This window comes from Shuttleworthella satelles DSM 14600 (genome assembly GCF_000160115.1).
In the GTDB taxonomy this organism is placed as follows: Bacteria; Bacillota; Clostridia; order Lachnospirales; family Lachnospiraceae; genus Shuttleworthia; species Shuttleworthia satelles.
In genome coordinates this window covers 1313777-1340649 of record NZ_GG665866.1, presented here as the reverse complement: position 1 = coordinate 1340649, position 26873 = coordinate 1313777, and the positions used below count along the sequence as shown (strand labels likewise).

Below are 26873 nucleotides of genomic sequence, written 5' to 3'. Positions count from 1 at the left end.
AAAAAAGGAAAGACGAGGAAGCTGGATAGGAGGATAAGGGAAATGAGAGAGACAGACAATGGGGATTTGAAGCTCCTGGTGGAGGGACTGTCCTATTCCATGGATCGAAGGCAGATTATCGAGGATATTGATCTGCGGATTCGGCCGGGAAGTTTCGTCGGGATTGTCGGGCCGAATGGCTGTGGAAAGTCGACCCTGCTCAAGAATATCTACCAGGTACTTGAGGCGGATCGGGGCGTCGTGTATTTGGATGGCCACAGGGTTGATCAGATGTCCAATCGGCAGAGGGCCCATAGCATGGCAGTCATGCAGCAGGAAAATAATATCGAGTTTGACCTGTCAGTGTATGAAATGGTTCTGCTTGGGCGTTTCTCCCACCAGAAAGTTCTGGGAGGCAGTTCCGCAGAAGATCAGAGAATTGTCTTTAAATGTATTGATGAGGTTGGACTGAAGGGATACGAGAAGAGACATTTTCTGTCCCTGTCCGGGGGAGAGAAGCAGAGGACACTGATTGCCAGGGCACTGGCGCAGGAGACCAGCTTTATCATTTTAGACGAGCCGATCAACCATCTGGATATCGGCTATCAGTATCAGATTATGAACATCTTAAAGAGGCAGAAGCTGACCGTCCTCTCCAGCATTCATGATCTGAATATCGCGGTGACCTACTGTGATCAGGTGATTTTGATGAGTCAGGGACATGTCGTCGCGTCAGGGAGCCCGGAGGAGACTCTGCTTCCTGATCGCATCAGGGAACTTTTCGGAATTGACTGCCAGTTGGTCTGGAACGAGAAGACCGGATGCAATAATATCCTCTATTCGCCGGAAATGATTTAGTCGCTTTTCTGCTGATCTGAGAGATTGTTGTCGCCACCCGTGATGCCAAGTCTTTTCAAAAGATTCTTCTGCGTCTGCTGCAAGCCCTCCAACAACTGCCTCTGGTTCTCGTGGCCCAGACTATCGAAGAACTTTCGAATGGCTGATTGTGTCAAAGAGTCGGCATCTCTCATATGTCCGAGGACAATATTGCCAACCTGGATCGGGCTCTTGAGAAGGTCGGAGACATTGGAGCCGACCTCATTCATAGAGTCGAAAAGAGTTCTGATGAAGGCCTGGCGCTCTTCAAAACTGGCCGAGCGAATCCAGCGATCAAAGACGCGGTTCAGGTGTTTAACCCTGGGCTGCTGATCGAGTGCGGTCTGGAAGTGGTCACCTTCAACCTGCCAGGAAAGTGCCCAGTGCTGAACGATATCCCTGGCAGAACTTTTGACGATCGTCAGAGAGCCTTCCTCCTGTGCTTTGGCAGGATATCGTATGGTATCCGGATCTTCCAGGAGCATGCCGATCATGCCATAGGTGGGCGTGAACTTATGGATGCGTTTTTGGATGCGAGCCTGTCCCTCTCGATTTGAGAATTCCTCCGGAATTCCCGGGCCGTCGTTCGAGTAGACAGAGTCAATCCGATCCTGGAGGTCCGCGACGAGATTGGTGGCTGCGTAGACAGCCAGAGTCCCTCCCTTGGAGTGACCGCCGACCCGCCAGAGAGCATCTGGATTTTCCGTAACGCGTGATGCCAGATAGAAGGCCGCCTCTTTCTGGGCGTTGGTAATCTCATAGGAAAACATGAAGTCCTCCCGCCAGCCAACGACAGTGTCATCAGTGCCGCGAAAGGCGCAGTAATGACTGTCGTCCGGTAAATGGTAGCAGAGGGCTGAAAACTGCATTCGGTTATTGCAATAGTCGGAGATATCGTTGACAAAATCGCTGACCAGAACCCGGCCAAAGCGGGGACAGGAAGCGGCTTCTTTTAGGAAACGGTTGTTCTGGCTCTGGTCCTGACCGGGAATGGCACCCCGCTCCGGATGCTCCAGGAAGAGATCTGCAGCCTCCTGCAGGGAGATCTGTCCCTGACCAGGGGAGGGAATGATGCCGTCGAAGGCATGATAGGCAATCTGTGAGAGAACCAGATTGTCTACGTCATTAAAGGGTCTTTCAGAAAAAGTCAAATCCCCCCGCCAGCGGATGTATTCAATCAAGTCAGCCATGTTACCTCCTTGCCAGTGCATTTGGATGCGTCTATTATCTGATAACCTGGAAGAAATGCCAACTGGGGCATAATATCGATTCCATTTTATGCATGGAAATAAATTGGGGACTTGACAGAATGAATGAAAGGTAATAATTTTTTACTGACTTAAGTCAGTCAGTAAAAAGGAAGATTATAAATGAGAGTAACGAAAGATCCAGAAGAAAGAAAAGCAGAAATAGTATCGACTGCCCGCAGATTGTTCGAACAGAATGGTTATAAGGAAACACAGATTAAGGATATCGTGAGTCAGATTGGAGTTGCGCAGGGGCTATTTTACTATTATTTCAAATCTAAAGAGGAAGTTATGGAAGCTGTTGCGAAACAGTATGCTGATCAGATTATGGGAGCAATCAGAGAAGTAGTTAATAGAGATGATGCTCTGATGAGAAAAATAGATGCAGTTTTCAATGTTTTTATTACAGCTGCAAATCGTGAATCAAAGTTGTTTTTTGAAATGATGACTGCGAAAAATGGAGAAATTCACGCTCGGATTTTTATTGAGATTGGGGAAAAGCTGATCCCATTTGTGGCAGAGATGATAGAGATGGGAAATCAGAGTGGTGAATGCAAATGTGAGAATCCTGCTTTCTTTTCCCGTCTTTTTGTTGCAGGTCTATTCAGCAACATAAACCAGATTGCTCCCGAACAAAAAATTGAATATATGATATCGGAATCATCGATGATCAAAGAAATTATCAAGCGATTATTTGATGTGAAAATGTGAATGAGGAAGTATTAGCTCTATGAAATAGAGAACGCACAAGAGCAAAGGAAAGCAAAGAAGATGAAAGCATTGATGTTTGAACATGTGACTAAAACATATAAGGTTGGACGCGGTTTCGTAAATGCTTTGGATGATGTGAGTTTTGAGATTGAGAGCGAGAAGGTTACGGTAGTACTTGGGCCAAGCGGTTCTGGGAAAAGCACACTGTTAAACCTGATGGGGGGGATGGATCGTCCGTCTGAGGGAAAAATTACAGTATTCGGGAGTAACATAGCAAAACTTTCGGAATACGCTTTAACTGAATATAGACGAAAGAAAATAGGTTTTGTTTTCCAGTTTTATAATCTTATTCCATCGCTGAACGCATTGGAAAATGTCAGCATTGTTCAGAAAATGAATAATCAGTCTTTTGATCCGAAGGAAATGATTAACGACGTTGGTCTTGGAAAGAGAAGCAGATATTTTCCGAGTGAATTATCTGGAGGAGAATTGCAACGGCTTTCTATTGCAAGGGCGCTCTGTAAAAATCCAGATATTCTTTTATGTGATGAGCCAACAGGCGCACTGGATAGTATGACGGGGCAGACTATTCTGAAATTGATGGTCAAAATGGCCAGGAAGTATAAAAAGACAGTGATTATTGTTACACATAATGCATCAATTGCACTTTGTGCGGACAGTGTCATTCATTTAAAGGATGGGAAAATAGAGTCTATAGAGCAGAATAAAAAACCGTTAACAGTTGATGAGGTGAAGTGGTAATGTGGATTCTGTTAAAAAAAATGATGCGTGACATGTGGCGCATGAAGGCTCAATTTATATCAATTTTTATCATGTGTGCACTTGGCATGCTGATTTATTCTGGAATTGAAGGTGTCTGGAATGGGATGGAGCAGGAGAGAATATCTTACTTCTCGGGCAGTAAACTGGCTGATATTTGGGTGAATGTCTCCGGTCTCGAGAAACGAGACGCAGAAAAAATTCAAGAATTAGAAGCAATCGATCAGGTACAACTCGCAACGGTAAAAAGCGTCTATTTGGATCAGGAGTCAGATGTACATATTTGCCTTACCGCAGATGAGAGCAACGAGGTTTCTCAACCCCAAATTGTACAGGGAGAACCATATGAGTGTGATGCAGAAGGGATTTGGCTGGATGCGGAATATGCTTCAAAGAAGAACATTAAAATTGGTGACAGGATTTGTCTATATGGAGATAAGGGGAAAAAAGAAATCGAGGTAAAGGGAATCGGATATGATCCGGAATTTATTTACTATACAGGATCCTCAACGGCTATGGCTCCTGATCATGAAAAGTATACGTTTGGGTTTGTCTCACAAAATACAATGGATCAGATTGTTTCGAATGGTTCGTGGAACCAGATGAAAATAACAGTAAAATCCGGTTCGGACATTCATCAGTTGAAGGCAGATATTCATACGGAATTGAGTGGAAAATATCTTGGTGCTTATGACAGAGGCGAATTCGCCACAGTGTCCCAGTTTAGGAATAAAATTCAGCAGATTAGAAAAATGTCAATTATGTTTTCGATAATTTTTTTCCTGCTAGCACTTCTCACAATTTACACAACAATGACAAGAATTGTGAGAAAACAGAGGACGCAGATCGGTACTTTGAAAGCTCTCGGATTTCATGGGATCCAGATAAAAATTCACTTTGCTTTATATGGATTTCTGGTCAGTATTTCTGGGGCTATTCTTGGATATGAACTTGCCCCATATACCATTACACCTGTTTTATTGGATTTACAAAAGGATTTTTTTAGTTTGCCTGAATGGAAGGCGCAGAATTCTGTCTGGTCCATTGGGTTGGTGATCCTTCTTGCCGTGATCTGTACGTTAGCGGCCTGGATATCTTCAGGGGCCATTGTAAAAGAAGCACCTGCCGCATTATTGAGAAATGATGAAGGTCATAGCTGGAAGAAGGTTTGGCTCGAAAATATCCGTTTTTTATGGGATAGTTTGAGCTTCGATTGGCGCTGGATTCTTCGCGATGCCGGAGATAATAAGATTCGCACTATGGTGGGGATTATAGGAGTGTTTGGAAGTCTAACACTTCTGATGGCAAGCTTCGGCTTGCAGGATTCGATTAATGAGACGAATCGAAAAATTTATAGACAGCAGTATACTTATTATGAAAAATTTAAATTAGATACATCTTTGGTTGAAAAAGATAAAGCAAAGGTAGAAGACGAACTGGATAATCAATATCAGTGGATTACAGAACTGTCTTGTGAGACGGGGAATGCAGGTGCTACCTGTTTGGAAAATGTTGTTGTTTTAGATAAGGGATATTATATGACGCTTCGTGCTGAAAATGGGGGGGCGATTGCTCTTCCAGGGGACGGAGTTGTTCTTTCACAGAATGCTGCAAAAGATTTGCATACATCTCCAAATCAGTTCATCAGTATATTGGCTGGCGGAAAGCAGATGTGTGTGAAGGTGAGCAGCATTGAGGATGTAAATAGTCCACAGGGTATTTTTATGTCCAGAACTTATTGGGAATCTTTGGGAAATTCATTTATGCCGAATACGTTGCTGGCTGGTAAAAGCCGTAATATCGAAAATGTGGAAAAAATGGTCGCTGTCAATGGGAAAATTCGACTTGACGAACAGTACTCCGAGGCAAAAAAAATTATTGAAAGTGTTCATGGAGTGATTGTTCTCCTGATTGCGGCGGCTATATTGCTTAGTGTGGTTATCCTGTATAATCTTGGATTGCTGAATTTTACAGAACGCTATAGAGAATATGCTACACTTCGTGTGCTGGGTTCTTATAATCAGGAAATTAAGTCGCTGATTATAAAGGGGAATGTTATTCATATCATAATTGGATGGTTATTTGGAACCGTAATCGGATGGTGTTTTCTTAAAATTTATGTAAAGACCGTCTCAACAACAGCCATAGAATATTCTCCTTATATTTCGTGGAAGTCATATTTGATTGCTGCAGTGATTGCAGTTGGAAGTTCCCTGCTTATTAATTTATTGGTTGCGGGCAAAGCAACAAAAATTGATATGGTGGAGTCACTGAAATCTGTTGAGTAAATCTGAGGTAAGATTCTCAGGTTAAGTGCAACACTCCTTGAGAACATAGTATCAAGTAGTGTTTGCGAAAGTCGTCATTGAGGTATGTAGAATTTCAGGCGATGGTTTGGTTTAACAGTGCTGTCAGCGAATCTTCCAGACAGTGTACGGCCTCTGAGAAACGTTTTCGGTATTTTTCAATGAAGGCTTCGGCTCTTTCTCTGGCAACGGTGTCATCGGGCGCCAGACAAATGGACTTTAGTCCACCGGCCACAGATTTCTTCTGCCGGTGTGGAATACGGGCCAGGATATTTCTCATGAAATGCCAACTGGATTGGCCGATCGGATACTCCCCGGTATGAGAGGGGGTGGCGGTATAAAGAATGTGAAAATATGTCCAAAATGTGATAAAATACACATGAGTTGAGGGGGAGAAGGAGATTTTTCAAATTTGAGTGAAAAGTGGGGAAATCATACTAACTCTCCTTATTTACATTTCATCTTAGGGTCCATGGATTTTACAAGAGGGGACCGGAAAGGGGTTGTAATATGGAAGAGGGTAAGCAAAATTTTTTTGAGGAGGATGTAACGGAGCAGAAAACAAGTGACTCTGAGCTTGACAGCGAGTTGGAAAGTGAAAAGACGGAACCGACAAAGGATGCTGAGTTGGAGGGCGAGAATCCTGAATCAGGGGAGGCTGACTCTGGGATAGCAGAGGATGATAAGGAAGGAAGCGAAAGCTCAGAGCCGATTGAGGATGATCAGACGGAGACTAAGACGGCGCCACCTCCTGTATTTGATCAGACGGCAGATAGGGATGCGCAGGAGGGAAAAACCTTTTTTGGAAAGTACAGGAAATTTATAGTTCCGATAATAGCCGTCCTTATAGTGCTCATTGTTGGCGCAGGTGTGAAATCATTTATCGACGCCCAACCCGTGAGGCTGAGCAAGGAGCTCAAGGTTGAATTTGAGGGCTATGACGGTTATGGAACGGTTAAATACAACAAGAGCAAGCTCGATGAAAAGATCATGGAGGTGTCTTACAAGAAGGCAGGCCTCCCGCTGAACCAAGCGAAGCATCTTGAATCCGGATCCGGCAATTACCTAAAGATTGCCGCTGCAGAAGTAATGCGGAACCATGTGAGCTATGGGTTTGACAAGACGGATCATCTCAAAAATGGAGATAAAATCGTATTTACGGTTGTCTGTGAGGGAGACAAGAAGGCTTTTGTCAGTGAAACAAAAGAGTATACAGTGAAGGGATTAAAGGAATTTCAGCAGATATCCCTGGAGGATTTCCAGAAGGAGTATCCCATTCAATTTATCGGCTATAACAAGTTTGGCAGCGTACAGTATGACAGCAGTGTCTACGATATTAATTCGAATTTGGATGGGAGTCTGGCAAATGATACTGTGGTAAAGGCCGGAATTCGAAAGGATGCTTTGGGGGATCTGGCCAAGCAGGGAAAAAAGCTTCAGGATGATGCCAATGAGATCACAGTTAAGGTGAGCGGTCTGAAAGAAGTCACAGAAATTTCCGGACTGAAAGATATGTTTGACGCAGCGAATACCTATATGCAGGCAAAAACGAAAAACGACGCTTACAGTACCTATCAGGTGGAGAAGCAGAAAGACTACATCAAGTTCTCCCCTTCCCATTCAGGGAGTGAAAAGGGGGATGAGGGTTCTGTCAGTGCAAGAACGGTCTATAAGGTCACGGAGACGGTTAAGTATTTCTTAAGCGATAATTCTAGCACAAAGACCTACTTCACCTATTTCGGATGTGAGAACATGAAGGTTGTCGACGGAAGAGCAATTTTGAAGACAGATTCCTATGGTTATACATCCGTCGGTAGTCAATGGGCAAATTTGGAGTCCATTCAAGCAGAATTGAAGAGTAGTGGATTTGCAGAGTACACAGCGCAGCAGTAAGAGTTCATGTACAATGTCAAACGAGAATGCCCTGTCCAGAGAAGCTGGTTGAGGGCATTCTCGTTTGACTGCTTCCATTTTCGCTCCCATTTTAAAATTTGGACTTGACCTGAATGGGCAAGTTCGTTAGTATAACACTTGTCGTTGATCAGACGGCATATGCGCGAGTGGCTCAGTTGGTGGAGCGCGACCTTGCCAAGGTCGAGGCCGCGGGTTCGAGTCCCGTCTCGCGCTTTTTTCATGCAAGAAGGGTGTCCTGCGTTCGCAGGATGCCCTTCTTGCATGAACGAGCCCTGCCAGGGCTCGAAGGTTCGAGGTCTCGCCTGCCGGCTCGGTCGGCCCGCGATCATGGCGTCCACCGGACGCCGCGGGCCGTCTCGCGCTCCTGTAGGACGGAGGCGTCCCTTTTAGGGACGGCTTCTTTCTCATTATTCGAGTGCACTTTGCACTCGAAGGTTCGAGGTCTCGCCTGCCGGCTCGGTCGGCCCGCGATCATGGCGTCCACCGGACGCCGCGGGCCGTCTCGCGCTCCTGTAGGACGGAGGCGTCTCTTTAGGGACGGCTTCTTTCTCATTATTCGAGTGCACTTTGCACTCAAAGGTTCGAGGTCTCGCCTGCCCTACTTTGCACTCGAAGGTTCGAGGCCTGAAAACTTGTCAGAAGGGCGGCTTCTCCATATAATTAGGAACAAGCAAATGGCCAGGAGGTTTGTCTATGAGCTATGCAGATCGCGTCTTTGTCGACATGTGCGAGGAGATTATCAATCGGGGAACCGGGAGTCAGGGGATGGAAGTCCGCCCCCGCTGGGAGGATGGTACGCCCGCGCATACCATCAAGCGCTTTGGAGTGGTGAACCGCTATGATTTATCGAGAGAATTTCCGGCCATCACCCTGCGCCGCACGGCGATCAAATCCTGCGTCAATGAGATGCTCTGGATCTGGCAGAAGAAGTCCAACAACATCAGGGACCTGAAATCTTCGGTCTGGGATGAGTGGGCGGATGAAGAGGGCTCAATCGGCAAGGCCTACGGATATCAGATCGGCAAAAAATACCTGCATCACACAGATGCCGATGGAAGTCCGGTCTATATGGATCAGATCGACGCCGTACTCTATGACTTAAGGCACAATCCCTTCTCCCGCCGGATTATAGTCAATATGTATAATTTTGACGATCTGCATGAGATGCATCTCTATCCCTGCGCCTACTCTATGACCTTTAATGTGACGAAAAATCCCAAGAGCGGGAGGATGGTTTTAAATGCCATCTTGAATCAACGGTCACAGGACGTCCTTGCGGCCAATAACTGGAATGTCTGCCAGTACGCGGTCCTGCTCCATATGTTGGCCCAGGTCTGTCATATGGAGGCGGGAGAACTGGTACATGTCATTGCCGACGCGCATATCTATGACCGGCATATCCCCCTGGTTCAGGAATTGATTTCCAGAGAGCAGTTTCCGGCGCCGAAGTTCTGGCTCAACCCGGAAATTCATGATTTCTATCAGTTTACAGAAGAAGACATCCGTCTGGATGATTATCAGTACGGGCCGCAGATAAAGAACATTCCGATCGCTGTCTGACGAAATCAGTGTTAAAGGATTCCTCTGTGTTAAAGGATGGATCGGCGCCGATGGATAAATCCCTGTTGGAAAAAGGGATTCTCGCGACGCGAATCTGGCCCGGGAGGCCATGGATAGAGAGCGTTTTGACAGAACAGGTATCCGGGCGTTGAGAATAGAGGTGTGCGTATGAAAATGATTGTCGCCGTCGATCGAAACTGGGGGATCGGTAAGAATGGAAAGCTATTGATCTCAATCCCGGAGGATATGAAGTTCTTTCGCAGGACGACGCTGCATCAGGTTGTTGTCATGGGAAGAAAGACCCTGGATTCCTTTCCCCACGGTATGCCCCTGAAGGACCGGGTCAATATCGTTTTGACCAGAGACGCGCGTTTTAACAGGGAGGGGGTCATCGTTGTCCACTCCATTGCGGAATTGCAGTCTGTTCTGAAGGATTATGACGACCGGGAAGTCTACGTCATCGGAGGAGAGAGCGTCTACCGCCAGCTGGAACCTTTCTGCGACCTGGCCTATGTCACAAAAATAGACTATTCCTACGACGCGGACGCGCATTTCCCCAATCTCGATCAGATGGAGGAATGGGAGTGCGCGGATGCTTCTGAGGAGCAGACATACTATGACACGGAGTACTATTTCACCAGCTATCGCCGCAGAGCCTGAGGGAAAGGAATACAGATCCATCCGCCGGTATAGTTACGACAGATTCACGCGGGACGAGGCCGATGGAATCACCACATACCGATAATCCCCTGTGGTCATAATTTTGATTGTTTCGCGCAGAATAAGGCCAGTGGGATGACACGTCGGCGTAAGGGCCTGTCACAGGCCGGATGATAAAGAAAGCGCAGCGAAGCCTGACAAGATAAGAGATACAAGGAGATCCTGGACCATGGATATCACGGGAAGAAAACTATTTGTCAAAGCCATGGAACACGAGGGCGTGGATACCATTTTCGCCTATCCGGGCGGAATGATCACAGATATTCTGGATGAGCTGTATAAGTCCGGCAATATTCGACTGGTTCTGCCCCGCCATGAGCAGGCGCTTGTTCATGAGGCGGAGGGCTATGCCAGGGCAAAGGGGAGAGTGGGTGTCTGTCTGGTGACTTCCGGGCCCGGAGCGACCAATGCGATCACAGGGATTGCCGATGCCCACTATGACTCCATCCCCCTTGTGGTCATTACCGGCCAGGTGCCTCAGAGTCTGATCGGCAACGATGCCTTTCAGGAAGTTGATATTGTCGGCATGACCCGGTCTGTCGTCAAATGGGGCGTTACTGTCCATGACAGAAGGCAGTTGGGTAGGATCCTGAAAATGGCCTTTCAGATCGCGGCTTCCGGCAAGCCGGGTCCTGTCCTGATTGACATTCCAAAGGATATCCAGCAGGCCTATGGCCCGGATGAGTATCCGGACGCGGTGGATATCCGCGGATATAAGATCAATGACACGGTTCACATCGGACAGCTCAAGAAGGCCTTCAAGCTCCTTGAGAGGGCCAAACAGCCGGTGATTCTCGCGGGCGGAGGCGTTCACATTGCCGGAGCCGGGGATAAGCTGCGGGCATTTGCGGAGAAGATGCGGGTGCCGGTCGTCTCAACGGTCATGGGCAAGGGAACTCTTCCCGCGGGCCACGAGCTCTATGTGGGCGACGCCGGTATGCATGGCAGCTTTGCCTCCAACACAGCCCTCTACAATTGCGATGTCCTCTTTTCCATCGGGACCCGGTTTAACGACCGGATCACAGGCAATCTGAAGGAATTCGTTCCCAGTGCCAAAATTGTGCATATCGATATTGACACGGCGTCCATCTCCAGAAATGTTGTCGTCGATGTCCCTGTGGTTTCAGACGCGAGTCTGGCCTTAGACCACCTTTTGGAGTGGGCCAAGCCCCTGGCCACGGATTCCTGGTTAGAGCAGATCAGGTCCTGGGATCAGGAACATCCCTTACAGATTGTCAGACGGGAGGGGAAAATGTCTCCCCAGACCATCATGGAGTCTATCAACAGGGAATTTACGGAGGGGATTTTTGTCGCGGACGTGGGCCAGCATCAGATGTGGGCCTATTCCTACATTGCGTTAAATGAGAAGAAGCGCATGTTTACCTCCGGGGGATTGGGGACCATGGGCTTCGGCTTTCCGGCGGCGATCGGCGCCAGGATTGCCTGCCCTGATCAGAATGTCATCTGCCTGACCGGGGACGGGGGCTTTCAGATGAATATGCAGGAGATGGCGACGGCGGTTTTAGAGGACGCCCCTGTGATCGTGTGCATTTTTAACAACGGCTATCTCGGCATGGTCCGCCAGCAGCAGGAGTACATTTATGGCAAGAGATACGCAATTGTCAACTTAAATCACAGGGTACACGCGGACGAGACCCTTGCCGATCCTGACGGGGGCCCTTATGAGCCGGATTTTGTCAGGTGGGCAAAGGCCTATGGCGTGGAGGCGATCCGGGTGACCAAAGAGGAAGAGATCCTTCCCGCCTTAAAAAAGGCAAGGCAGACGCAGGAGGATGGGAAGCCGATGGTCATTGAATTTGTGATCGCCAGAGAGTACAACGCCCTGCCCATGGTCAAGGGGGGGCGTCCCATGACCGACATGATCCTGAAGTGAGGAGACAAGATGACAAGAGATATGAAGATGCGCTGGATTGCCCTCCTGGTCGAGAACCAGGTCGGGGTCCTGGCCAAGGTGTCGGGACTTCTGGCGGGCAAGTCCTATAACATGCAGAGTCTGACGGTCGGAACGACAGAGCACGAGGATGTGTCCCGCATGACCATCTCCGTGTTGGCTGACGATGTGACTTTTGAGCAGATCAAGAAGCAGTTTAACAGCATGGTTGAGGTCATTAAGGTCATGGATCTGACCCATGTGCCCCTTCACATGAAGGAAATCATGTATGTGACCCTGATCAAACTCAGTCCTCAGGATATGCAGTCGGCCTTTCAGATCGCCCGCGTCTTCAAGGTGGACATCAACGATATTGGTGAAGATTCGCTGATTTTGGAATGCCTGTTGACCGAGAAGAGCAACAATGAGCTGATCGCCCTTTTAAAGAGCAAGTTTCGCGGCAGACTGCATGTGGTCAGGGGCGGAGCGGTGGCCTGTGAGAGCATTTCCCATTCACATAGGGTATAATGTCTGATAATCGGATCAGATGACAGGAGAGGGATTATGATTTACAGCAATTGGAAAACAAGAACGCTGGCAATGCTTCTGGCAGTCGGACTTGCGGTTAGCTCAGCTCCCCTTGTCAGGATACAGGTTCACGCCGAGAATTCTCTGGAAGACCTGAAGCAGGAGAAGAAAAAGGCCCAGGACAAGGTAAATGACGCCAGGTCTCAGGCAAATCAGGCGGCCGAATCCAAGCAGGGGCTGGAGGGACAGCTGTCCTCGCTGGCAGAAAAGATGCATTCGACGCAGCAGACGATCGATGATAACAATCAGAAGATCAGCAATCTGCAGGAGGAACTGGGACAGGCGCAGGCGCAGAAATCTGAGCGGCTTGCAGCCATGAAGCTGCGGATCCGCTATATGTATGAGCTGGGAGATACCAACGAGCTGATCAGTATCCTCTTTAGTTCCGAGAATTTCGCGGATTTTCTGGCCAAATTCAATTACACAGCCCAGCTGACCAAATATGAGCAGAGGATGATTGGGGAACTGGAGAACCTTCAGAGGGAGATCGATGCCAAGTCGGCGGATCTCTCAGGGCAGCAGGACGCTCTGCAGGAGAATCAGACCAGGCTCTCCGGCCAGCGTGACGAATTAAACGGACTGCTTGCCAATGCGTCCGATGACCTCAAGGCCAAGTACGCAGACCTGTCCGGGGCACAGAAGGAATTGGAGGACGCCAACAAGGCGGTTTCCGATATGCAGGAGGCCCTTCTGGCAGAGCAGAAGAGAAACGAGGCGAGAAAACTGGCAGAGGCCGAGCGGATTGCGCGTCAGGCAGAGGCTGATGCCGCTAGGGAGGGTCAAAAGCAGGAGAAGGGCCAGACCGGAGGAAAAAAGAATACGGATTCCGGCTCGAGCAGCGGCGGTACTTCAGATCAGGGAGGTTCTTCCGGCAAAACCGATTGGAAGACAACGCATGCCCAGGGACAGGCGGGAACAGAATACTGGGTAAAAGCGATGGGCTATTCGCAGCAGGACTTAGATGAGCTGACCAATATTATTTTCTGTGAAGCTGGGGGAGAGGGCTATCAGGTTCAACTGGGTGTCGGCTCAGTGGTTCTCAACCGTGTTCGCAGCAGCTACTTTCCCAATTCCATCCACAGTGTTATTTTCGCTTCCGGGCAGTTTGAACCGACCTGGATCCGGATGAAGGGGAGGTGGAACGGCCAGGTTATGTTCCAGTATTTTTACGATCGGAGAGATTTGCTCTTGAGAACGTCGAGAGCGTACCAGACCTGTCGGCAGGCGGCCCTGGATGTCTTGAACGGGAAGAGAAACACCAATCTCTGCTTCTTCTGGGCGGTGTCAAATTCAAAACCGGCCGGATCTGTCATCATGGGAAAGACGGTCTTCTTTGGCCGTATTGTCCAGAACTCCTGAAGGGGATGTACTTTTGCGAAGTTTCTGATACAAATGTGTTTTTAAGAAGAAGTGTTTTGACAGGTCAGTCGTCTTCCGATTATTTTGGGGAGACAGCTGACCTGTCATAATTTATGCCAGAGGAATTGCCCCTTGTTTGGGTATTTTTCTTGTGTTATCCTCAAACAGTAAGCGAGGACCTTCTATTTTTTTTAACCCTTCTTGTTAAAAAAATAACAAGGCGGACATTGGATCTCACGAAGTCCAAATGCTTCCCGCAGAATGCTCTCGCAGACTGGAAACCCATGCAGGTAAGGAGAAAACTATGGCAAAGAAAGTTGTATTAGCAGGTGCTTGTCGTACAGCGATCGGCAAGATGGGGGGGGCTTTTGCCAAGACCTCGGCAGTGGATCTGGGAGCCATCGTCATCAAAGAGGCTTTAAAGAGAGCTGGCGTTGATCCCAAAATGGTTGACGAAGTGAAGATGGGATGCGTTATTCAGGCCGGCCTGGGACAGAATGTGGCCCGTCAGGCTTCCATCAAGGCAGGTATCCCCGTGGAGGTTCCCGCTCTGACGATGAACGTTGTATGCGGTTCCGGTCTCAAGTGCGTTGTTGAGGCTGCCAACATGATCAAGGCAGGTGAGGCTGATATTGTTGTTGCCGGAGGTATGGAGAATATGTCTATGGCCCCCTATGCCCTGCCCAATGCCCGCTTCGGCTATCGCATGAATAATGGAACTCTGGTGGACACGATGGTCAATGACGCTCTGACCGACGCCTTCAACCATTATCACATGATGATTACCGCTGAGAATGTCGCTGAACAGTGGGGCCTGACCCGCGAGGAGCTGGACGACTTTGCGGCCGAGTCCCAGCAGAAGGCTGAGAAGGCTATGGCCAACGGCGCATTCAAGGATGAGATCGTTCCTGTGACTCTCCATGACCGCAAGAAGGGCGATTATGTGATCGATACCGATGAAGGACCCCGTCCCGGCACAACCGCAGAGAGTCTGTCTAAGCTTCGCTGCTGCTCCGGCAAGGAGGGTGGTCTTGTGACGGCAGGAAATGCCTCCGGCATCAACGACGGTGCTGCGGCAATCGTGGTTATGAGTGAGGACAAGGCCAAGGAGCTCGGCGTCAAGAACATTCTGGCAGAGTATATCGGCGGCGCTATGGGCGGCGTTGATCCGACCATCATGGGTGTCGGACCTGTCGCAGCGGTTAAGAATGTCATGAAGAGAACCGGCATGACGGTTGACCAGATGGATATGATCGAGGCCAATGAGGCCTTTGCCGCCCAGTCGGTTGCAGTCGCAAGGGATCTTGGATTTGACATGTCCAAGGTGAACCCCAACGGCGGCGCGATTGCCCTTGGCCATCCCGTAGGGGCTTCCGGCGCCAGAATTCTGGTCACCCTGCTCCACGAGATGAATCATGACGCAAATGCCAAGACCGGACTGGCAACCCTTTGCATCGGCGGAGGCATGGGCTGCGCCGCCATCGTCAAGAAGTACGAGGCCTGAACTGAATTTCTGCCGGGAGGGCAGAGGCGATGAGTCCTTTCGGCTCCTTGTCTCTTGACCAGCAAAAATAAGATAACTTGTGACTGTGAAAATGAAAGACACAAATGATATGCCGCGGATGTATTTGAATTCAGCTATGGCATAGAGTGCGATTCGTCTTGGCATTTCGCAGTCACTGATGTTTCAGATTGAGATTTATCTGAGGAGGATGACAAATGAAAATAGGCGTTATTGGTGCCGGTACCATGGGAAGTGGTATTGCGCAGGCATTTGCACAGACCGATGGATTCGAAGTATATCTGACGGATATCAATGATGAATTCGCCGCAGGCGGCAAGGCGAAGATTGAGAAGGGCCTGTCTAAGAGAGTTGCCAAGGGCAAGATGGACCAGGCGGCGGCAGACGCGATCCTGGCTAAGATTACGACCGGCACCAAGGATATCTGCACGGACGCGGATCTGATCATTGAGGCTGCCATTGAGAACATGGAGATCAAGCGCCAGACCTTCAAGGAGCTGCAGGAGATTGTCCCCGCTTCCTGTAAGTTTGCCACCAACACTTCTTCTCTGTCCATTACCGAGATCGGACAGGGATTGGACCGTCCTGTTATCGGGATGCATTTCTTCAATCCGGCTCCTGTTATGAAGCTGATTGAGGTGATCCAGGGAGGCAATACGCCGGATGAACTCCGTGATTTCATTGTTGATGTGGCTAAGAGGATCGGTAAGACTCCGGTTCAGGTCAATGAGGCACCGGGCTTCGTTGTCAACCGCATCTTAATTCCCATGATTAACGAGGCGGTCAGCATTTATGCGGACGGAGTCGCTTCTGTTGAGGATATTGATACCGCCATGCAGCTGGGCGCCAACCATCCCATGGGTCCTTTGGCTCTGGGCGATCTGATCGGTCTGGATGTCTGCCTGGCAATCATGGATGTTCTCTACAATGAAACCCATGACTCCAAGTACCGGGCACATGTCCTGCTCCGCAAGATGGTACGCGCCGGCAAGCTGGGAAGAAAGACCGGAATCGGTTTCTACGATTACAGCAAGTAAGATAAAGGATGAAGGAGAGTATCCATGGATTTCACTTTAGATAAGAAACATGAGATGGCCCGCGAGCTCTTTAAGAACTTCGCCGAGAACGAGGTAAAGCCTCTGGCCAAGGATGTGGACGAAGAGGAGCGTTTCCCCCGTGAGACCATTGAGAAGATGGCCAAGGCTGGCTTCCTTGGAATCGCTGTTCCCAGAGAGTATGGCGGACAGGGCTGCGATCCCCTGACCTATGTCATGGCAATTGAGGAATTGGCCAAGGTCTGCGGCACCACCGCGGTTGCCCTGTCTGCTCATTCCTCTCTCTGCTGCGACCCCATCTTAAACTACGGGACCGAGGAGCAGAAGCAGAAGTTTTTGGTTCCCCTGGCCAAGGGGGAGAAGCTGGGCGCTTTCGCTTTGACCGAGCCCGGCGCAGGTACGGATGCCCAGGGCGCACAGACCAAGGCGGTTGAAGTTGAGGACGGCTGGGTCTTAAATGGCTCCAAGTGCTTCATCACCAATGGCAAGGAAGCTGACATTTACATCATCATCGCTGTTACCGACACGGTTGAGGATAAGCGCGGCCGCTCCAAGAAGCTTTTCTCCGCATTCATTGTAGAGAAGGGAACGCCCGGCTTCACCTTCGGCACTAAGGAGAAGAAGATGGGAATCCGTGGCTCCGCCACCTACGAGCTGATCTTCCAGGACTGCAAGATTCCCAAGGAGAACCTGCTGGGCAGACGCGGCAAGGGCTTCCAGGAGGCGATGCACACCTTAGACGGCGGCCGTATTGGTATCGCTGCCCAGGCACTGGGCTTAGGCGAGGGAGCGATTGACCGCACCGTTGCCTTCGTTATGGAGAGAAAGCAGTTCGGCCGTCCCATCGGCGCTTTCCAGAACACCCAGTTCCAGCTGGCTGATATGAAGACGCGCATGGATGCCGCCAAGTATCTGGTATACCGCGCTGCCTGCGCCAAGGCTGAGAAGTCAAGATTCTCCGCAGAGGCTGCCGAGGCCAAGCTCTTCGCCGCAGAGGCTGCCATGGATGTCACCACGAAGGCTGTTCAGCTGCACGGCGGTTACGGTTACACCAGAGAGTACGAGGTCGAGCGCATGATGCGCGACGCCAAGATCACCGAGATCTATGAGGGTACGTCTGAGGTGCAGAGGATGGTTATTTCTGCCGGCATGCTCGGATAAGCGGAACATTTGCAGAATTGAGATAGGAGTGTAGATACATGAAAATCGTTGTATGTATTAAGCAGGTTCCGGATACCAAGGGCGGCGTCGTATTTAATCCCGATGGAACCTTGAACAGAGCGGCCATGATGACCATTATGAATCCGGATGACAAGGCTGGCCTGGAGGCTGCCCTTCGCCTGAAGGATCAGTTCGGCGCTGAGGTTACTGTGCTGACCATGGGCCTTCCCAAGGCGGCGGACGCCCTTCGCGAGGCCCTGGCCATGGGTGCAGACAAGGCTGTTCTGGTGACGGATCGCTGCCTGGGCGGCGCTGATACCTGGGCGACTTCTTCCACCCTGGCGGCTGCCCTTCGCAATCTGGACTATGATATCATCTTCGCCGGTCGTCAGGCCATCGATGGCGATACCGCCCAGGTTGGTCCTCAGATTGCCGAGCACCTTGGTCTTCCCGTCATCAGCTATGCTGAGGAGGTTAAGGTTGATGGTGATGCCGTTGTTGTTAAGCGCCAGTATGAGGATCGTTACCACATGGTTAAGGCTAAGATGCCTGTTCTCATCACCGCTCTCTCAGAGCTCAATGAGCCCCGTTATATGACCCCGGCCGGGATCTGGGACGCTGTTGACGCTGAGATCACCACTTGGGGCAGGGCTGACCTGAAGGATCTGGATGATTCCAATATCGGTCTCGCAGGTTCTCCCACCAAGATCGCCCGCGCCTCCGACAAGGTTCGCAAGGGCGCCGGAGAGAAGGTTGAGCTGGATCCCAGCGCTTCCGTTGACTATGTCATGGACAAGCTGGTAACAAAGCACATTATCTAAGCAAAGAAAGTGGTGAAATAAATGGGTAAGACAGCTAACATTGAGGCCTACAAGGGCGTATATATCTACGCTCAGCAGGTCGACAACAAGATTTCAAATATTTCTCTGGAGCTTCTGGGCGAGGCCAGGAAGCTGGCGGCAGATTTGAACGAGGAAGTCACCGCAGTTCTGCTTGGATCTCATGTGGGAGATCTGACGGATAAACTGGGCGAGTACGGGGCTGATAAGGTAATTCTTGTCGATGATCCAAAGCTTGAGACTTATCGCACAGAGCCCTACGCGCAGGCCCTCGCGGCAGTGATTAAAGAATTTAAGCCGGAGATCTTTCTGGTTGGAGCGACCGCCATTGGCCGTGACCTTGGTCCCACTGTTTCCGCTCGTGTTGCGACCGGACTGACCGCGGACTGTACTTCTCTTGAGATTGGTGATTTTCCCATCAATCCCCCCGCAAACGGTGAACAGAAGCACAATCAGCTTCTTATGACCCGTCCCGCCTTCGGCGGCAATACGATTGCTACCATCGCCTGCCCTGACAACCGTCCGCAGATGGCAACCGTTCGTCCCGGCGTTATGCAGAAGATTGCTCCTGAGGCCGGGCGCAGGGCGGAGGTCATTCCCTTTGATGCACATATCGAGGAGAACGATCGCTTCGTTGAGATTCTCGACATCGTAAAGAGCACCGCGCAGACGGTCGATATCCAGCAGGCCAAGATCCTTGTATCCGGTGGCCGCGGCGTCGGCTCTCCCGAGAACTTCAAGATTCTTGAGGACCTGGCAAAGGCCCTGGGAGGAGAGGTTTCCTGCTCCCGCGCCGTTGTTGATTCCGGTTGGAAGCCCCATGACCTGCAGGTAGGCCAGACCGGTAAGACCGTTCGCCCCAATCTCTACTTCGCCATCGGTATCTCCGGAGCCATCCAGCACGTAGCCGGTATGGAGGAGTCGGATGTGATCATTGCCATCAATAAGGATCCGGACGCTCCCATCTTTGATGTGGCAAGCTACGGAATCGTCGGCGACTATCAGAAGATTGTTCCCGCGTTAACCGAGGCGATCAAGGCGGAAAAGGCCAAGAAGGCAGACTAAGTGAGTGCGTCAGCACGAACGGGCATCTTGACCGTCAGATCAAGATGGCAGGCAATAAGCCAATTTGAGAAGTCCTCCGTTTCGGGGGACTTCTTTTGTTATAATGAGTTTCATGCAGACAATTACCGCTGAAAAACTAAGGGAGAAGCTGAGGAGATTAGTTGAGGTCGATGCCCTGGAAGCCGTGCGGGATCCGGGTCGGATCAACCGCTACTATATTCCCTACATGATGAGTGATGGGGTCGAGGACTACCTGATTCTTGACATGGATCCGGCGCGATATACCGGCGAAGATGCCGATCGGCTGAAGGAGGACCTGCTGGTCTGGTCGGACATATGTCCTGCCGATTCTCTCGGAGGAGGTCAGAAAACTCAAGGGGCAGATGAGGGGGCAGGAACTGACCTGGAGACTGCCATCGCGCAGGCCCGAGAGTCCTGCAGCTACTACCAATACCATCGGATGGGCCACTACTGGGTCAGTGGCCAAGAGCACCTGCGTCGTCTGGTCTATCAGCTGGGGATCATTCATGAGAAAATGACTTATCTGGGCAGAGAGGCCATCAATGAGAGGGAGGCCGGACTGGTCGAATTGGCGGAGTTTGGGCCGCTCAGGCATTTCTCTCCCGTCCATGAAAACCCGGTCGAATGGCATGTCAGCTCTTTGGGCGGAATCAGGGCAATGCAAAAGCTGGCGGCGGACTCCAGAGATGAGCGCCTCGGATGGCTTTTGTCTTCCTTTGAAAAGCTGCCGAGCAAAGAACTCAGGGAATATCTGATCGCTTATCTGGCCTCGGATCGGGGCTTTGCCTTCTGTCAGGAGTTACAGAGTCAGATTGAACTGGCTTCCAGGCCCTACGCGAGCAGACATTTTTCCAACCGGATTGAGACCTGGGCCCAGAAGGAGCGCAGGCGCATCGACATTTCTCTGAGAGAAGAGGGACTGGTCGGCCGATTTCCTCACTATAAGAGTAAGGACGGCGAGCGCCGTATTGTCATCACAGAGGAAATGCCTTTTGCCATGAGACTTTTAGACGATAAGGATATGGCCTATCGCTTCTATCAGCAGGAAACCATACTCGAAGAGGGACATTTAAAGACGAAGGTGAGGAAGCTGGCGGAGAAGCGCTGATCAGAAGGGGATTGGATCGACAGGAAGCGAAAGCAGAGTACAAGAGAGAAGCAAATCATGAACATCATGGAAGTTGATACCGTCCGCCTGGACGAGAAAAAGAAGGCAGTTGTTATTATTGACCAGACCAGGCTGCCGGGGCAAATTGAATTCCTGGAGCTAAAAAATGCAGAAGAGATCTGGAGGGCGATCTACCTCCTGCAGGTGCGAGGGGCGCCGGCCATCGGAGTTTGCGCCGCTCTGGGACTCTATGTTCTCGCGGAGCAGATCAAAGAGGAGGATTATGAGGCCTTCTGGGCCAGGCTAAAGAAGGTATCCGATTATCTCAATTCCTCCAGACCGACGGCCGTGAACCTGTCCTGGGCCCTTGAGAGGATGGAGCGATGTCTGGAGATCTATCACTTTAATGGGGGAGAGGATGATCGGGCAGGATGGCTTTTTTGCCTGCATGAGGAAGCGCTCAAGATCTACGCGGAGGATATCGCAGTCTGCCGCAGACTGGGCGAATACGGGATGAGCCTGATCCGGGACGGGGACGGAATTCTGACCCACTGCAACGCAGGGAAGCTGGCGGCGGTTCGCTATGGGACAGCTACAGCGCCCATCTATGTGGGCATGGAGGCGGGAAATCACTACCGGGTCTTCTGTGATGAGACCCGTCCCCTCCTGCAGGGGGCACGTCTGACAGCTTTCGAGCTGCAGGCGGCAGGCGTGGATACGACACTGATCTGCGATAATATGTCGGCCTCTGTCATGAAGAGAGGCTGGGTAGACGCTGTTTTTGTGGGCTGTGATCGCGTCGCGGCCAATGGCGATACAGCCAACAAGATCGGAACTTCTGTTCTCGCGGCTGTAGCCAGGCAATACAAAATCCCTGTGTATGTCGTGGCGCCGACTTCTACGATTGATATGCGAACGGCAAGCGGCGATGACATTGTCATAGAGGAGAGGAAGCCGGAGGAGGTCACTGAGATGTGGTATTCCGAGCGCATGGCGCCCGAGGGAATCAAGGTCTATAATCCGGCATTTGATGTGACAGACCACAGCCTGATCGCAGGCATCGTCACAGAGTATGGAATCGCGAGGGCTCCTTACGCGGAGAGCTTCAGGGATATTTTTGCCAGAAAAGAGGCCTGCGGAGGAGATCTCCTCGTACAGAATTAGAAACAGTTGGACATGCAACAATTTTGTGGGAGAGATGTTGTATGATGTTACTATCTATTAAGTGAGCGGAAAGGAGATAGCGATGGCAGACATGCAAGAGCCTCATTTTGATACGGAACGTTTTACCAGGAATAAGAAGGAGCCCCAGAAGCCCGATTTTCATGTGGACGCCAACCCCAATTCCCATATTAAGCATGTGATCGGCGTTATCTCAGGCAAGGGCGGCGTCGGCAAATCATTTGTCACCGCTTCTCTCGCCTGTCAGATGAACCTTGCCGGATACAAGGTGGGGATTTTGGACGCGGATATCACAGGACCCTCGATCCCCAAGATGTATGGAGTCCATGGGCCCGCTTACGCGGATGATAATGGAACGATTCCCGTCAGGGCGGAGGATTCCACCAAGATCATGTCCGTTAACCTGCTCTTAGACCAGGAGGAGACGCCTGTGGTCTGGCGCGGTCCCGTCATCGCGGGTACGGTCAAGGAGTTCTGGTCCGGGGTCAATTGGGGCGATATTGATTATCTGTTCGTGGATATGCCTCCGGGAACGGGAGATGTTCCCCTGACGGTCTTTCAGTCCCTGCCTGTCGACGGCGTTGTGATTGTCACTTCGCCCCAGGAGCTGGTGCAGATGATTGTCAAAAAGGCTTATAACATGGCCAATATGATGGAGATTCCTGTGCTTGGTCTGGTAGAGAACTACTCCTATCTGGAATGCCCTGACTGCGGCAGGCAGATCAGTCTCTTTGGTCCGTCCCATGTCGATGAGGTGGCAGAGGAGCTGCATATTCCCGTTTTGGGCAAGCTCCCTCTTGATCCGGACTATGCGGAGACAGTGGACCAGGGGAGAGTCTTTGCTATACAGAATCACTTCCTGGACAAGGGCGTAGAACTGCTGAAGGCATTGGATAAGTGAGCACTTTCTGTCGTGTGGAAACGGGCTTTGCCAGCTGCACGAAAAAGATCTCTGAATGTGAAAAGCTCGCTGAATACGAAAAATCACGGAATACGGAAAATCAAGGAAGAATTACTGAAGAGTTGAGAGAAATATGAGACAAGAGCGAAAGAGCGAGAAGATCATGGGGAAAAGGCCCTTGCGGGGGCTTTTTCTCTTCCTGGGACTCCTTTGCGTCGGCCTGGGAGCGATTGGCATTGCCCTGCCTATTTTACCGACGACGCCATTTCTCCTCCTGGCAGCTTTCTTTTTCGCCAGGAGTTCAGATCGACTCAATGCCTGGTTCCAATCCAGTCGCCTCTACCAGAGCCATCTAGCGAGTCTTAAGAGGGGAGAAGGCATGACGAGGGCGGCCAAATGCCATATCATCTTAAGCGTTACCCTCATCATGGGAATTGCGGAATTCTTTATGATTCGAGCTTACCTGATCAAAGGATCCAAGGGAGCCTTGATCGGAGCCTCTGTTATGGGCCTGGTCTGGGTCGCTCACCTGATTGCCTTTGGACTGGTGATCCGAACCTGCCCGGCAGATCAGGATGAAGAGAAAAGAGCAAACGAGAGTATCATACAGGAGGATTGATAAAAGATGATGCCCAAGAAGCGCCTCTTGGCCCTGGTGCCCGAGGCCAGAAGATACATGATACAAAAGGTGATCTGTCACTGGTTGAGTCTGGTCGCCGGAATTGTCCTCTGGTTTGCCCTGGGAAGGCAGCTGCAGCTGATTCGGGAGAAGGGGACAGGAAACGGCCTCTCATCGATTGAGCCGACTCTGCTTGTGATTGCCCTCTTTTGCATCCTTCTGCGCTTTGTTTTCAACGGATGGATCGCGGACCGGGGACAGAGGGCGGCCTCCTGCGTCAAGGTTAAGCTGAGATCAGATATCTACGCCAAAATACGACGTCTGGGACCATCCTATATGGATGTTTTTCCGACCGCGGAACTGGTGCAGTTGGCGGGAGAGGGAGTCGAGCAGCTGGAGTCCTATTTCGGCAACTACATTCCCCAGTTCTTTTTTGCCATGCTGGCCCCTCTGACCCTGCTTCTCGTCTTTTTGCCCCTGTCACCCCTGACCGGTCTGGTTCTCTTTCTCTGTGTTCCCCTGATCCCTCTGGCGATCGCCAAGGTGCAGCGCTTTGCCAAGAAGCTCCTGTCCAGCTACTGGGATGCTTACGCGGAACTTGGCGACAGTTTCCTGGAAAATCTGCAGGGCCTGACAACGCTCAAGGTCTACGGGGCAGATGCCAGGAGGCATGAGCAGATGAACGCGGAGTCAGAGCGCTTTCGCAAGGTGACCATGAAGGTGCTGACCATGCAGCTCAATTCCGTCACCATAATGGATTTCGTGGCCTACGGGGGCAGCGCGATCGGCTGCATTCTGACGGCCCTGGCCTACCGGGCCGGCCGGGTCAACTTCGGCCAGGCGATTGCCATGGTCATGCTGTCCGCCGAGTTCTTTTTGGCCATGCGGGCTCTTGGCAGCTACTTTCACACAGCCATGAACGGAATCGCCGCTTCTGAGCGCATTTTCCGTCTTTTGGATTTGCCGGAAAAGGAGGATGGAAGCGAGCTGGCGGGAGAGGGCATCTCTATCAGGCATCTGACCTTCTCCTATGACGGGCAGAAAGAAACCCTGTCTGATATCAGTCTTGAGATTCCCAAGGGGAGCCTGGTCTCTCTGGTCGGCGCGTCCGGCTGCGGCAAGTCGACTCTGGCGGCGCTCTTATCCGGAATTCGCGATGGCTACGAGGGAGATATCCGCTTTGGGCAGACGGATCTTCGGCGGGCCAGCCGAGAGAGTCTGCGTGCCCTTGTGACGGTCGTGCCCTCCGCGGCCTATCTCTTTGCGGGCAGTGTGCGCGAGAGCCTGCGCGAGGGAAAGGCAGATGCTTCGGAGGCCGAGATGATTGCCGCCCTGCGCCGGGTCGCTCTCTGGGACTTTATTGAGAGCCAGGGAGGCCTGGACTTTCAGCTCAGAGAGCGGGGAGAGAACCTCTCCGGAGGACAGAGGCAGAGGCTGGCTTTGGCCAGGGCCCTGCTCAAGGACAGCCCCGTCTATATCTTTGACGAGGCGACCAGCAACATCGATGCCGAGAGCGAGGAGGCGATCATGCAGGCCATTTACGGCATGCACGGCAGCCACACGGTGCTTTTGATCTCTCATCGCCTGGCCAATGTGGTGGGTTCTGATATCATCGCTTATCTGGAGTCGGGCCATCTGAAGGAACTGGGCAGTCACGCGCGACTGATGGAAGCTGACGCCGGCTATGCCGCGCTCTTCAGAGCGCAGGAGAGCCTGGAGACCTTCGGGCAAAAGACAAAGAGACAGAGAGAGGAGGCCAGAGCATGAGAAGAAGCGGGATCAAAATCATGGCTGGCCTGATTCGCCTTCTGTCCCCCCTGGCCCATGTCATGCTGGCCTGTATCAGCCTTGGCGTTTTGGGCTATCTCTGCGCGATCTTTATCACGGTATTGGCGGCGCATCTTTTGCTGGTGCTGACCGGCGAGAGTCCCTGGAAAATTTCCTTCGGGGCGACGATCGCCCTTATGCTTGTGATTGCCCTGGCCAGGGCCGTCCTTCGCTATGGGGAGCAGACCTGCGGCCACTACATCGCCTTTAAGCTATTGGCTGTGATTCGGGACAAGGTCTTTGCCGCCCTGCGCAAGCTGGCGCCGGCCAAGCTGGAGGGGAGAGGACGAGGGGATTTGATCGCTCTGATCACCGGCGATATTGAATTGCTTGAGGTTTTCTATGCCCACACCATTGCCCCCGTCTGCATCGCCTTTCTTGTAAGCCTGATCATGAGCCTGCTGATCGGGGGCTTCCACCCCCTGCTTGGTCTTCTGGCCCTTGCGGCCTATCTGAGCCTGGGGCTCTTCCTTCCGCTCGCCAGCAGCCGTATGGGCCGGTCAGGAGGCATGGACCTGCGCAGCAAGCTGGGGAGCCTCAACAATGTCTTTCTCGAGAGTCTGCGGGGGATTCGTGATGTCCTGCAGTTTGGAATGGGAGAGAAGAAGGAGGCGGAGATTCGTCAGAAGACCCTGGAACTCAATGACCTGCAGATGCAGATCGCCCATCATGCCGGAGCGGTCTCCGCCTGGTCCGCAGGACTTGTCATGCTCTGGCCCATTCTGATGATTCTGGCAGCTGTCTGCCTGCGGCTCGACTTTGCCTCCACTGTCATGGCAACAGTAATGCTGGCGGCTTCCTTTGGGCCGGTTTTAGCCCTGGCCAATCTGTCTGCAGCAATGGATTCCACTCTGGCCTCCGGCGAGCGCGTCCTGTCCCTTCTGGAGGAAGAGCCTGTGACCCCGGACGTGACAAAGGGGGCTCGGCCGGACTTCTCTGGCGCCTCTGTCCGGCATTTGACCTTTGCCTATGGTGAGGAGGAAATCCTGCATGATCTGTCCGCGGATTTTGCGCCCGGTGAGATCGTCGCGGTCACCGGGCGAAGCGGGAGCGGCAAGTCAACCCTGCTCAAGCTGATCATGCGCTTCTGGCAGGCACCGGAGAGGACGGTCAGAGTCTCGGGACTTGATATCGGAGAGATTGAAACCGATCATTTGAGGAAACTGGAGTCATACATGGTCCAGGACACGGACCTCTTTGCGACAAGTGTGCGGGAGAATATCCGCATCGGACGGGTAGACGCCAGCGACGCGGAGGTTGAGGAGGCGGCCAAAAAGGCCAGCATCCACGACTTTATCATGACCCTGCCCAGGGGTTATGAGAGCAAAATCGAGGAGCTCGGTGACAATCTCTCCGGCGGCCAGAGGCAGCGCATCGGTCTGGCGAGGGCATTTCTTCACGGGGCTCCCCTCTTACTCCTAGATGAGCCGACCAGCAACCTGGACAGCCTCAACGAAGGGGCGATTCTCAAGGCCTTAGAGGAGGAAGCCAAGGCCAGTGGCCGGACCCTTGTTCTGGTATCGCATCGCAAGTCGACCCTGGCTATCGCGGATCGGTCATATTCCATTGAGAGCGGGCGACTGAGCTGAGCGCAGACCCGGGTTCAAACAGGGCGACGGGACATTGAGATTCGGATTCGAAT

Annotated in this window: 23 protein-coding genes and 1 tRNA gene; 22 read left to right on the top strand and 2 right to left on the bottom strand. The window is 51.5% G+C overall.

All coding sequences use genetic code 11. The annotated features are described in order from the left end of the window. Positions 1 to 42: 42 nt before the first annotated feature. Positions 43 to 837, top strand: a complete 795-nt coding sequence (locus tag GCWU000342_RS06045; protein WP_006906444.1) for an ABC transporter ATP-binding protein — start codon at positions 43 to 45, stop codon at positions 835 to 837. Here GCWU000342_RS06045 and GCWU000342_RS06040 read toward each other — a convergent pair. Further along, positions 834 to 2045 (bottom strand): Mbeg1-like protein, encoded by a 1212-nt coding sequence (locus tag GCWU000342_RS06040; protein ID WP_049921580.1) that lies wholly within the window; start codon positions 2043 to 2045, stop codon positions 834 to 836. The two genes, GCWU000342_RS06045 and GCWU000342_RS06040, sit on opposite strands and share 4 nt — an antisense overlap. A 180-nt stretch (positions 2046 to 2225) precedes the next feature. On the opposite strand from GCWU000342_RS06040, the gene GCWU000342_RS06035 reads away from it, so the two are divergent. The 3 genes from GCWU000342_RS06035 to GCWU000342_RS06025 are packed head-to-tail and all read left to right on the top strand — an operon-like array spanning position 2226 to position 5881. Next, positions 2226 to 2813, top strand: coding sequence for a TetR/AcrR family transcriptional regulator (locus tag GCWU000342_RS06035; RefSeq protein ID WP_006906442.1), 588 nt, complete (start codon positions 2226 to 2228; stop codon positions 2811 to 2813). A gap of 60 nt (positions 2814 to 2873) precedes the next feature. Beyond that, entirely contained in the window at positions 2874 to 3575 is a 702-nt protein-coding gene (locus GCWU000342_RS06030) for an ABC transporter ATP-binding protein (RefSeq protein ID WP_006906441.1), read from the top strand. After that, complete coding sequence (locus GCWU000342_RS06025; protein WP_006906440.1) at positions 3575 to 5881, top strand: ABC transporter permease; 2307 nt, start codon at positions 3575 to 3577, stop codon at positions 5879 to 5881. The genes GCWU000342_RS06030 and GCWU000342_RS06025 overlap by 1 nt, the downstream gene beginning before the upstream one ends. Before the next feature lie 94 nt (positions 5882 to 5975). On the opposite strand, the gene GCWU000342_RS06020 is transcribed toward GCWU000342_RS06025, so the two are convergent. Further along, positions 5976 to 6179, bottom strand: coding sequence for a transposase (locus GCWU000342_RS06020; RefSeq protein WP_006906439.1), 204 nt, complete (start codon positions 6177 to 6179; stop codon positions 5976 to 5978). A gap of 230 nt (positions 6180 to 6409) precedes the next feature. Between GCWU000342_RS06020 and GCWU000342_RS06015 the strand changes: the two genes are divergently transcribed. From GCWU000342_RS06015 to GCWU000342_RS05930, 18 genes are all read left to right on the top strand, one after another. Next, a complete protein-coding gene (locus GCWU000342_RS06015) occupies positions 6410 to 7792 on the top strand; it encodes a hypothetical protein (RefSeq protein WP_006906438.1) in 1383 nt (460 codons plus the stop codon). 161 nt (positions 7793 to 7953) lie between these two features. Then, positions 7954 to 8026: transfer RNA gene (locus GCWU000342_RS06010), tRNA-Gly, on the top strand. 480 nt (positions 8027 to 8506) lie between these two features. Then, entirely contained in the window at positions 8507 to 9373 is an 867-nt protein-coding gene (gene thyA, locus GCWU000342_RS06005; protein ID WP_006906437.1) for a thymidylate synthase, read from the top strand. 168 nt (positions 9374 to 9541) lie between these two features. After that, the gene (locus tag GCWU000342_RS06000) at positions 9542 to 10033 is read left to right on the top strand and encodes a dihydrofolate reductase (protein ID WP_006906436.1); all 492 of its coding nucleotides are present in this window, start codon (positions 9542 to 9544) and stop codon (positions 10031 to 10033) included. A 229-nt stretch (positions 10034 to 10262) separates the two neighbouring features. Beyond that, on the top strand, positions 10263 to 11987 hold the full coding sequence (gene ilvB, locus GCWU000342_RS05995; RefSeq protein WP_006906435.1) for a biosynthetic-type acetolactate synthase large subunit: 1725 nt from the start codon (positions 10263 to 10265) through the stop codon (positions 11985 to 11987). A gap of 9 nt (positions 11988 to 11996) precedes the next feature. Continuing rightward, positions 11997 to 12512 (top strand): acetolactate synthase small subunit, encoded by a 516-nt coding sequence (gene ilvN, locus GCWU000342_RS05990; RefSeq protein WP_006906434.1) that lies wholly within the window; start codon positions 11997 to 11999, stop codon positions 12510 to 12512. 36 nt (positions 12513 to 12548) lie between these two features. Next, a complete protein-coding gene (locus tag GCWU000342_RS05985) occupies positions 12549 to 13931 on the top strand; it encodes a cell wall hydrolase (RefSeq protein ID WP_006906433.1) in 1383 nt (460 codons plus the stop codon). 304 nt (positions 13932 to 14235) lie between these two features. Continuing rightward, a complete protein-coding gene (locus GCWU000342_RS05980) occupies positions 14236 to 15435 on the top strand; it encodes an acetyl-CoA C-acetyltransferase (protein WP_045000392.1) in 1200 nt (399 codons plus the stop codon). Between the two features lie 215 nt (positions 15436 to 15650). After that, positions 15651 to 16490, top strand: coding sequence for a 3-hydroxyacyl-CoA dehydrogenase NAD-binding domain-containing protein (locus GCWU000342_RS05975; protein WP_006906431.1), 840 nt, complete (start codon positions 15651 to 15653; stop codon positions 16488 to 16490). A gap of 24 nt (positions 16491 to 16514) precedes the next feature. Next, the gene (locus tag GCWU000342_RS05970) at positions 16515 to 17669 is read left to right on the top strand and encodes an acyl-CoA dehydrogenase (protein ID WP_006906430.1); all 1155 of its coding nucleotides are present in this window, start codon (positions 16515 to 16517) and stop codon (positions 17667 to 17669) included. A gap of 38 nt (positions 17670 to 17707) precedes the next feature. After that, complete coding sequence (locus GCWU000342_RS05965; RefSeq protein ID WP_006906429.1) at positions 17708 to 18490, top strand: electron transfer flavoprotein subunit beta/FixA family protein; 783 nt, start codon at positions 17708 to 17710, stop codon at positions 18488 to 18490. 21 nt (positions 18491 to 18511) lie between these two features. Then, on the top strand, positions 18512 to 19573 hold the full coding sequence (locus GCWU000342_RS05960) for an electron transfer flavoprotein subunit alpha/FixB family protein (RefSeq protein ID WP_006906428.1): 1062 nt from the start codon (positions 18512 to 18514) through the stop codon (positions 19571 to 19573). A 112-nt stretch (positions 19574 to 19685) separates the two neighbouring features. Beyond that, positions 19686 to 20702 (top strand): DUF3878 family protein, encoded by a 1017-nt coding sequence (locus tag GCWU000342_RS05955; protein WP_045000390.1) that lies wholly within the window; start codon positions 19686 to 19688, stop codon positions 20700 to 20702. 57 nt (positions 20703 to 20759) lie between these two features. Further along, the gene (gene mtnA, locus GCWU000342_RS05950) at positions 20760 to 21866 is read left to right on the top strand and encodes an S-methyl-5-thioribose-1-phosphate isomerase (protein WP_006906426.1); all 1107 of its coding nucleotides are present in this window, start codon (positions 20760 to 20762) and stop codon (positions 21864 to 21866) included. Between the two features lie 91 nt (positions 21867 to 21957). Then, positions 21958 to 22785: an Mrp/NBP35 family ATP-binding protein gene (locus tag GCWU000342_RS05945; protein WP_334290461.1), complete on the top strand. Its 828-nt coding sequence runs from the start codon at positions 21958 to 21960 to the stop codon at positions 22783 to 22785. Positions 22786 to 22918: 133 nt separating this feature from the next. Then, positions 22919 to 23404 (top strand): YbaN family protein, encoded by a 486-nt coding sequence (locus GCWU000342_RS05940; protein WP_006906423.1) that lies wholly within the window; start codon positions 22919 to 22921, stop codon positions 23402 to 23404. Between the two features lie 6 nt (positions 23405 to 23410). Continuing rightward, entirely contained in the window at positions 23411 to 25171 is a 1761-nt protein-coding gene (locus GCWU000342_RS05935; protein ID WP_006906422.1) for an ABC transporter ATP-binding protein/permease, read from the top strand. Next, positions 25168 to 26820: an amino acid ABC transporter ATP-binding/permease protein gene (locus GCWU000342_RS05930; RefSeq protein WP_006906421.1), complete on the top strand. Its 1653-nt coding sequence runs from the start codon at positions 25168 to 25170 to the stop codon at positions 26818 to 26820. The genes GCWU000342_RS05935 and GCWU000342_RS05930 overlap by 4 nt, the downstream gene beginning before the upstream one ends. Positions 26821 to 26873 lie beyond the last annotated feature (53 nt).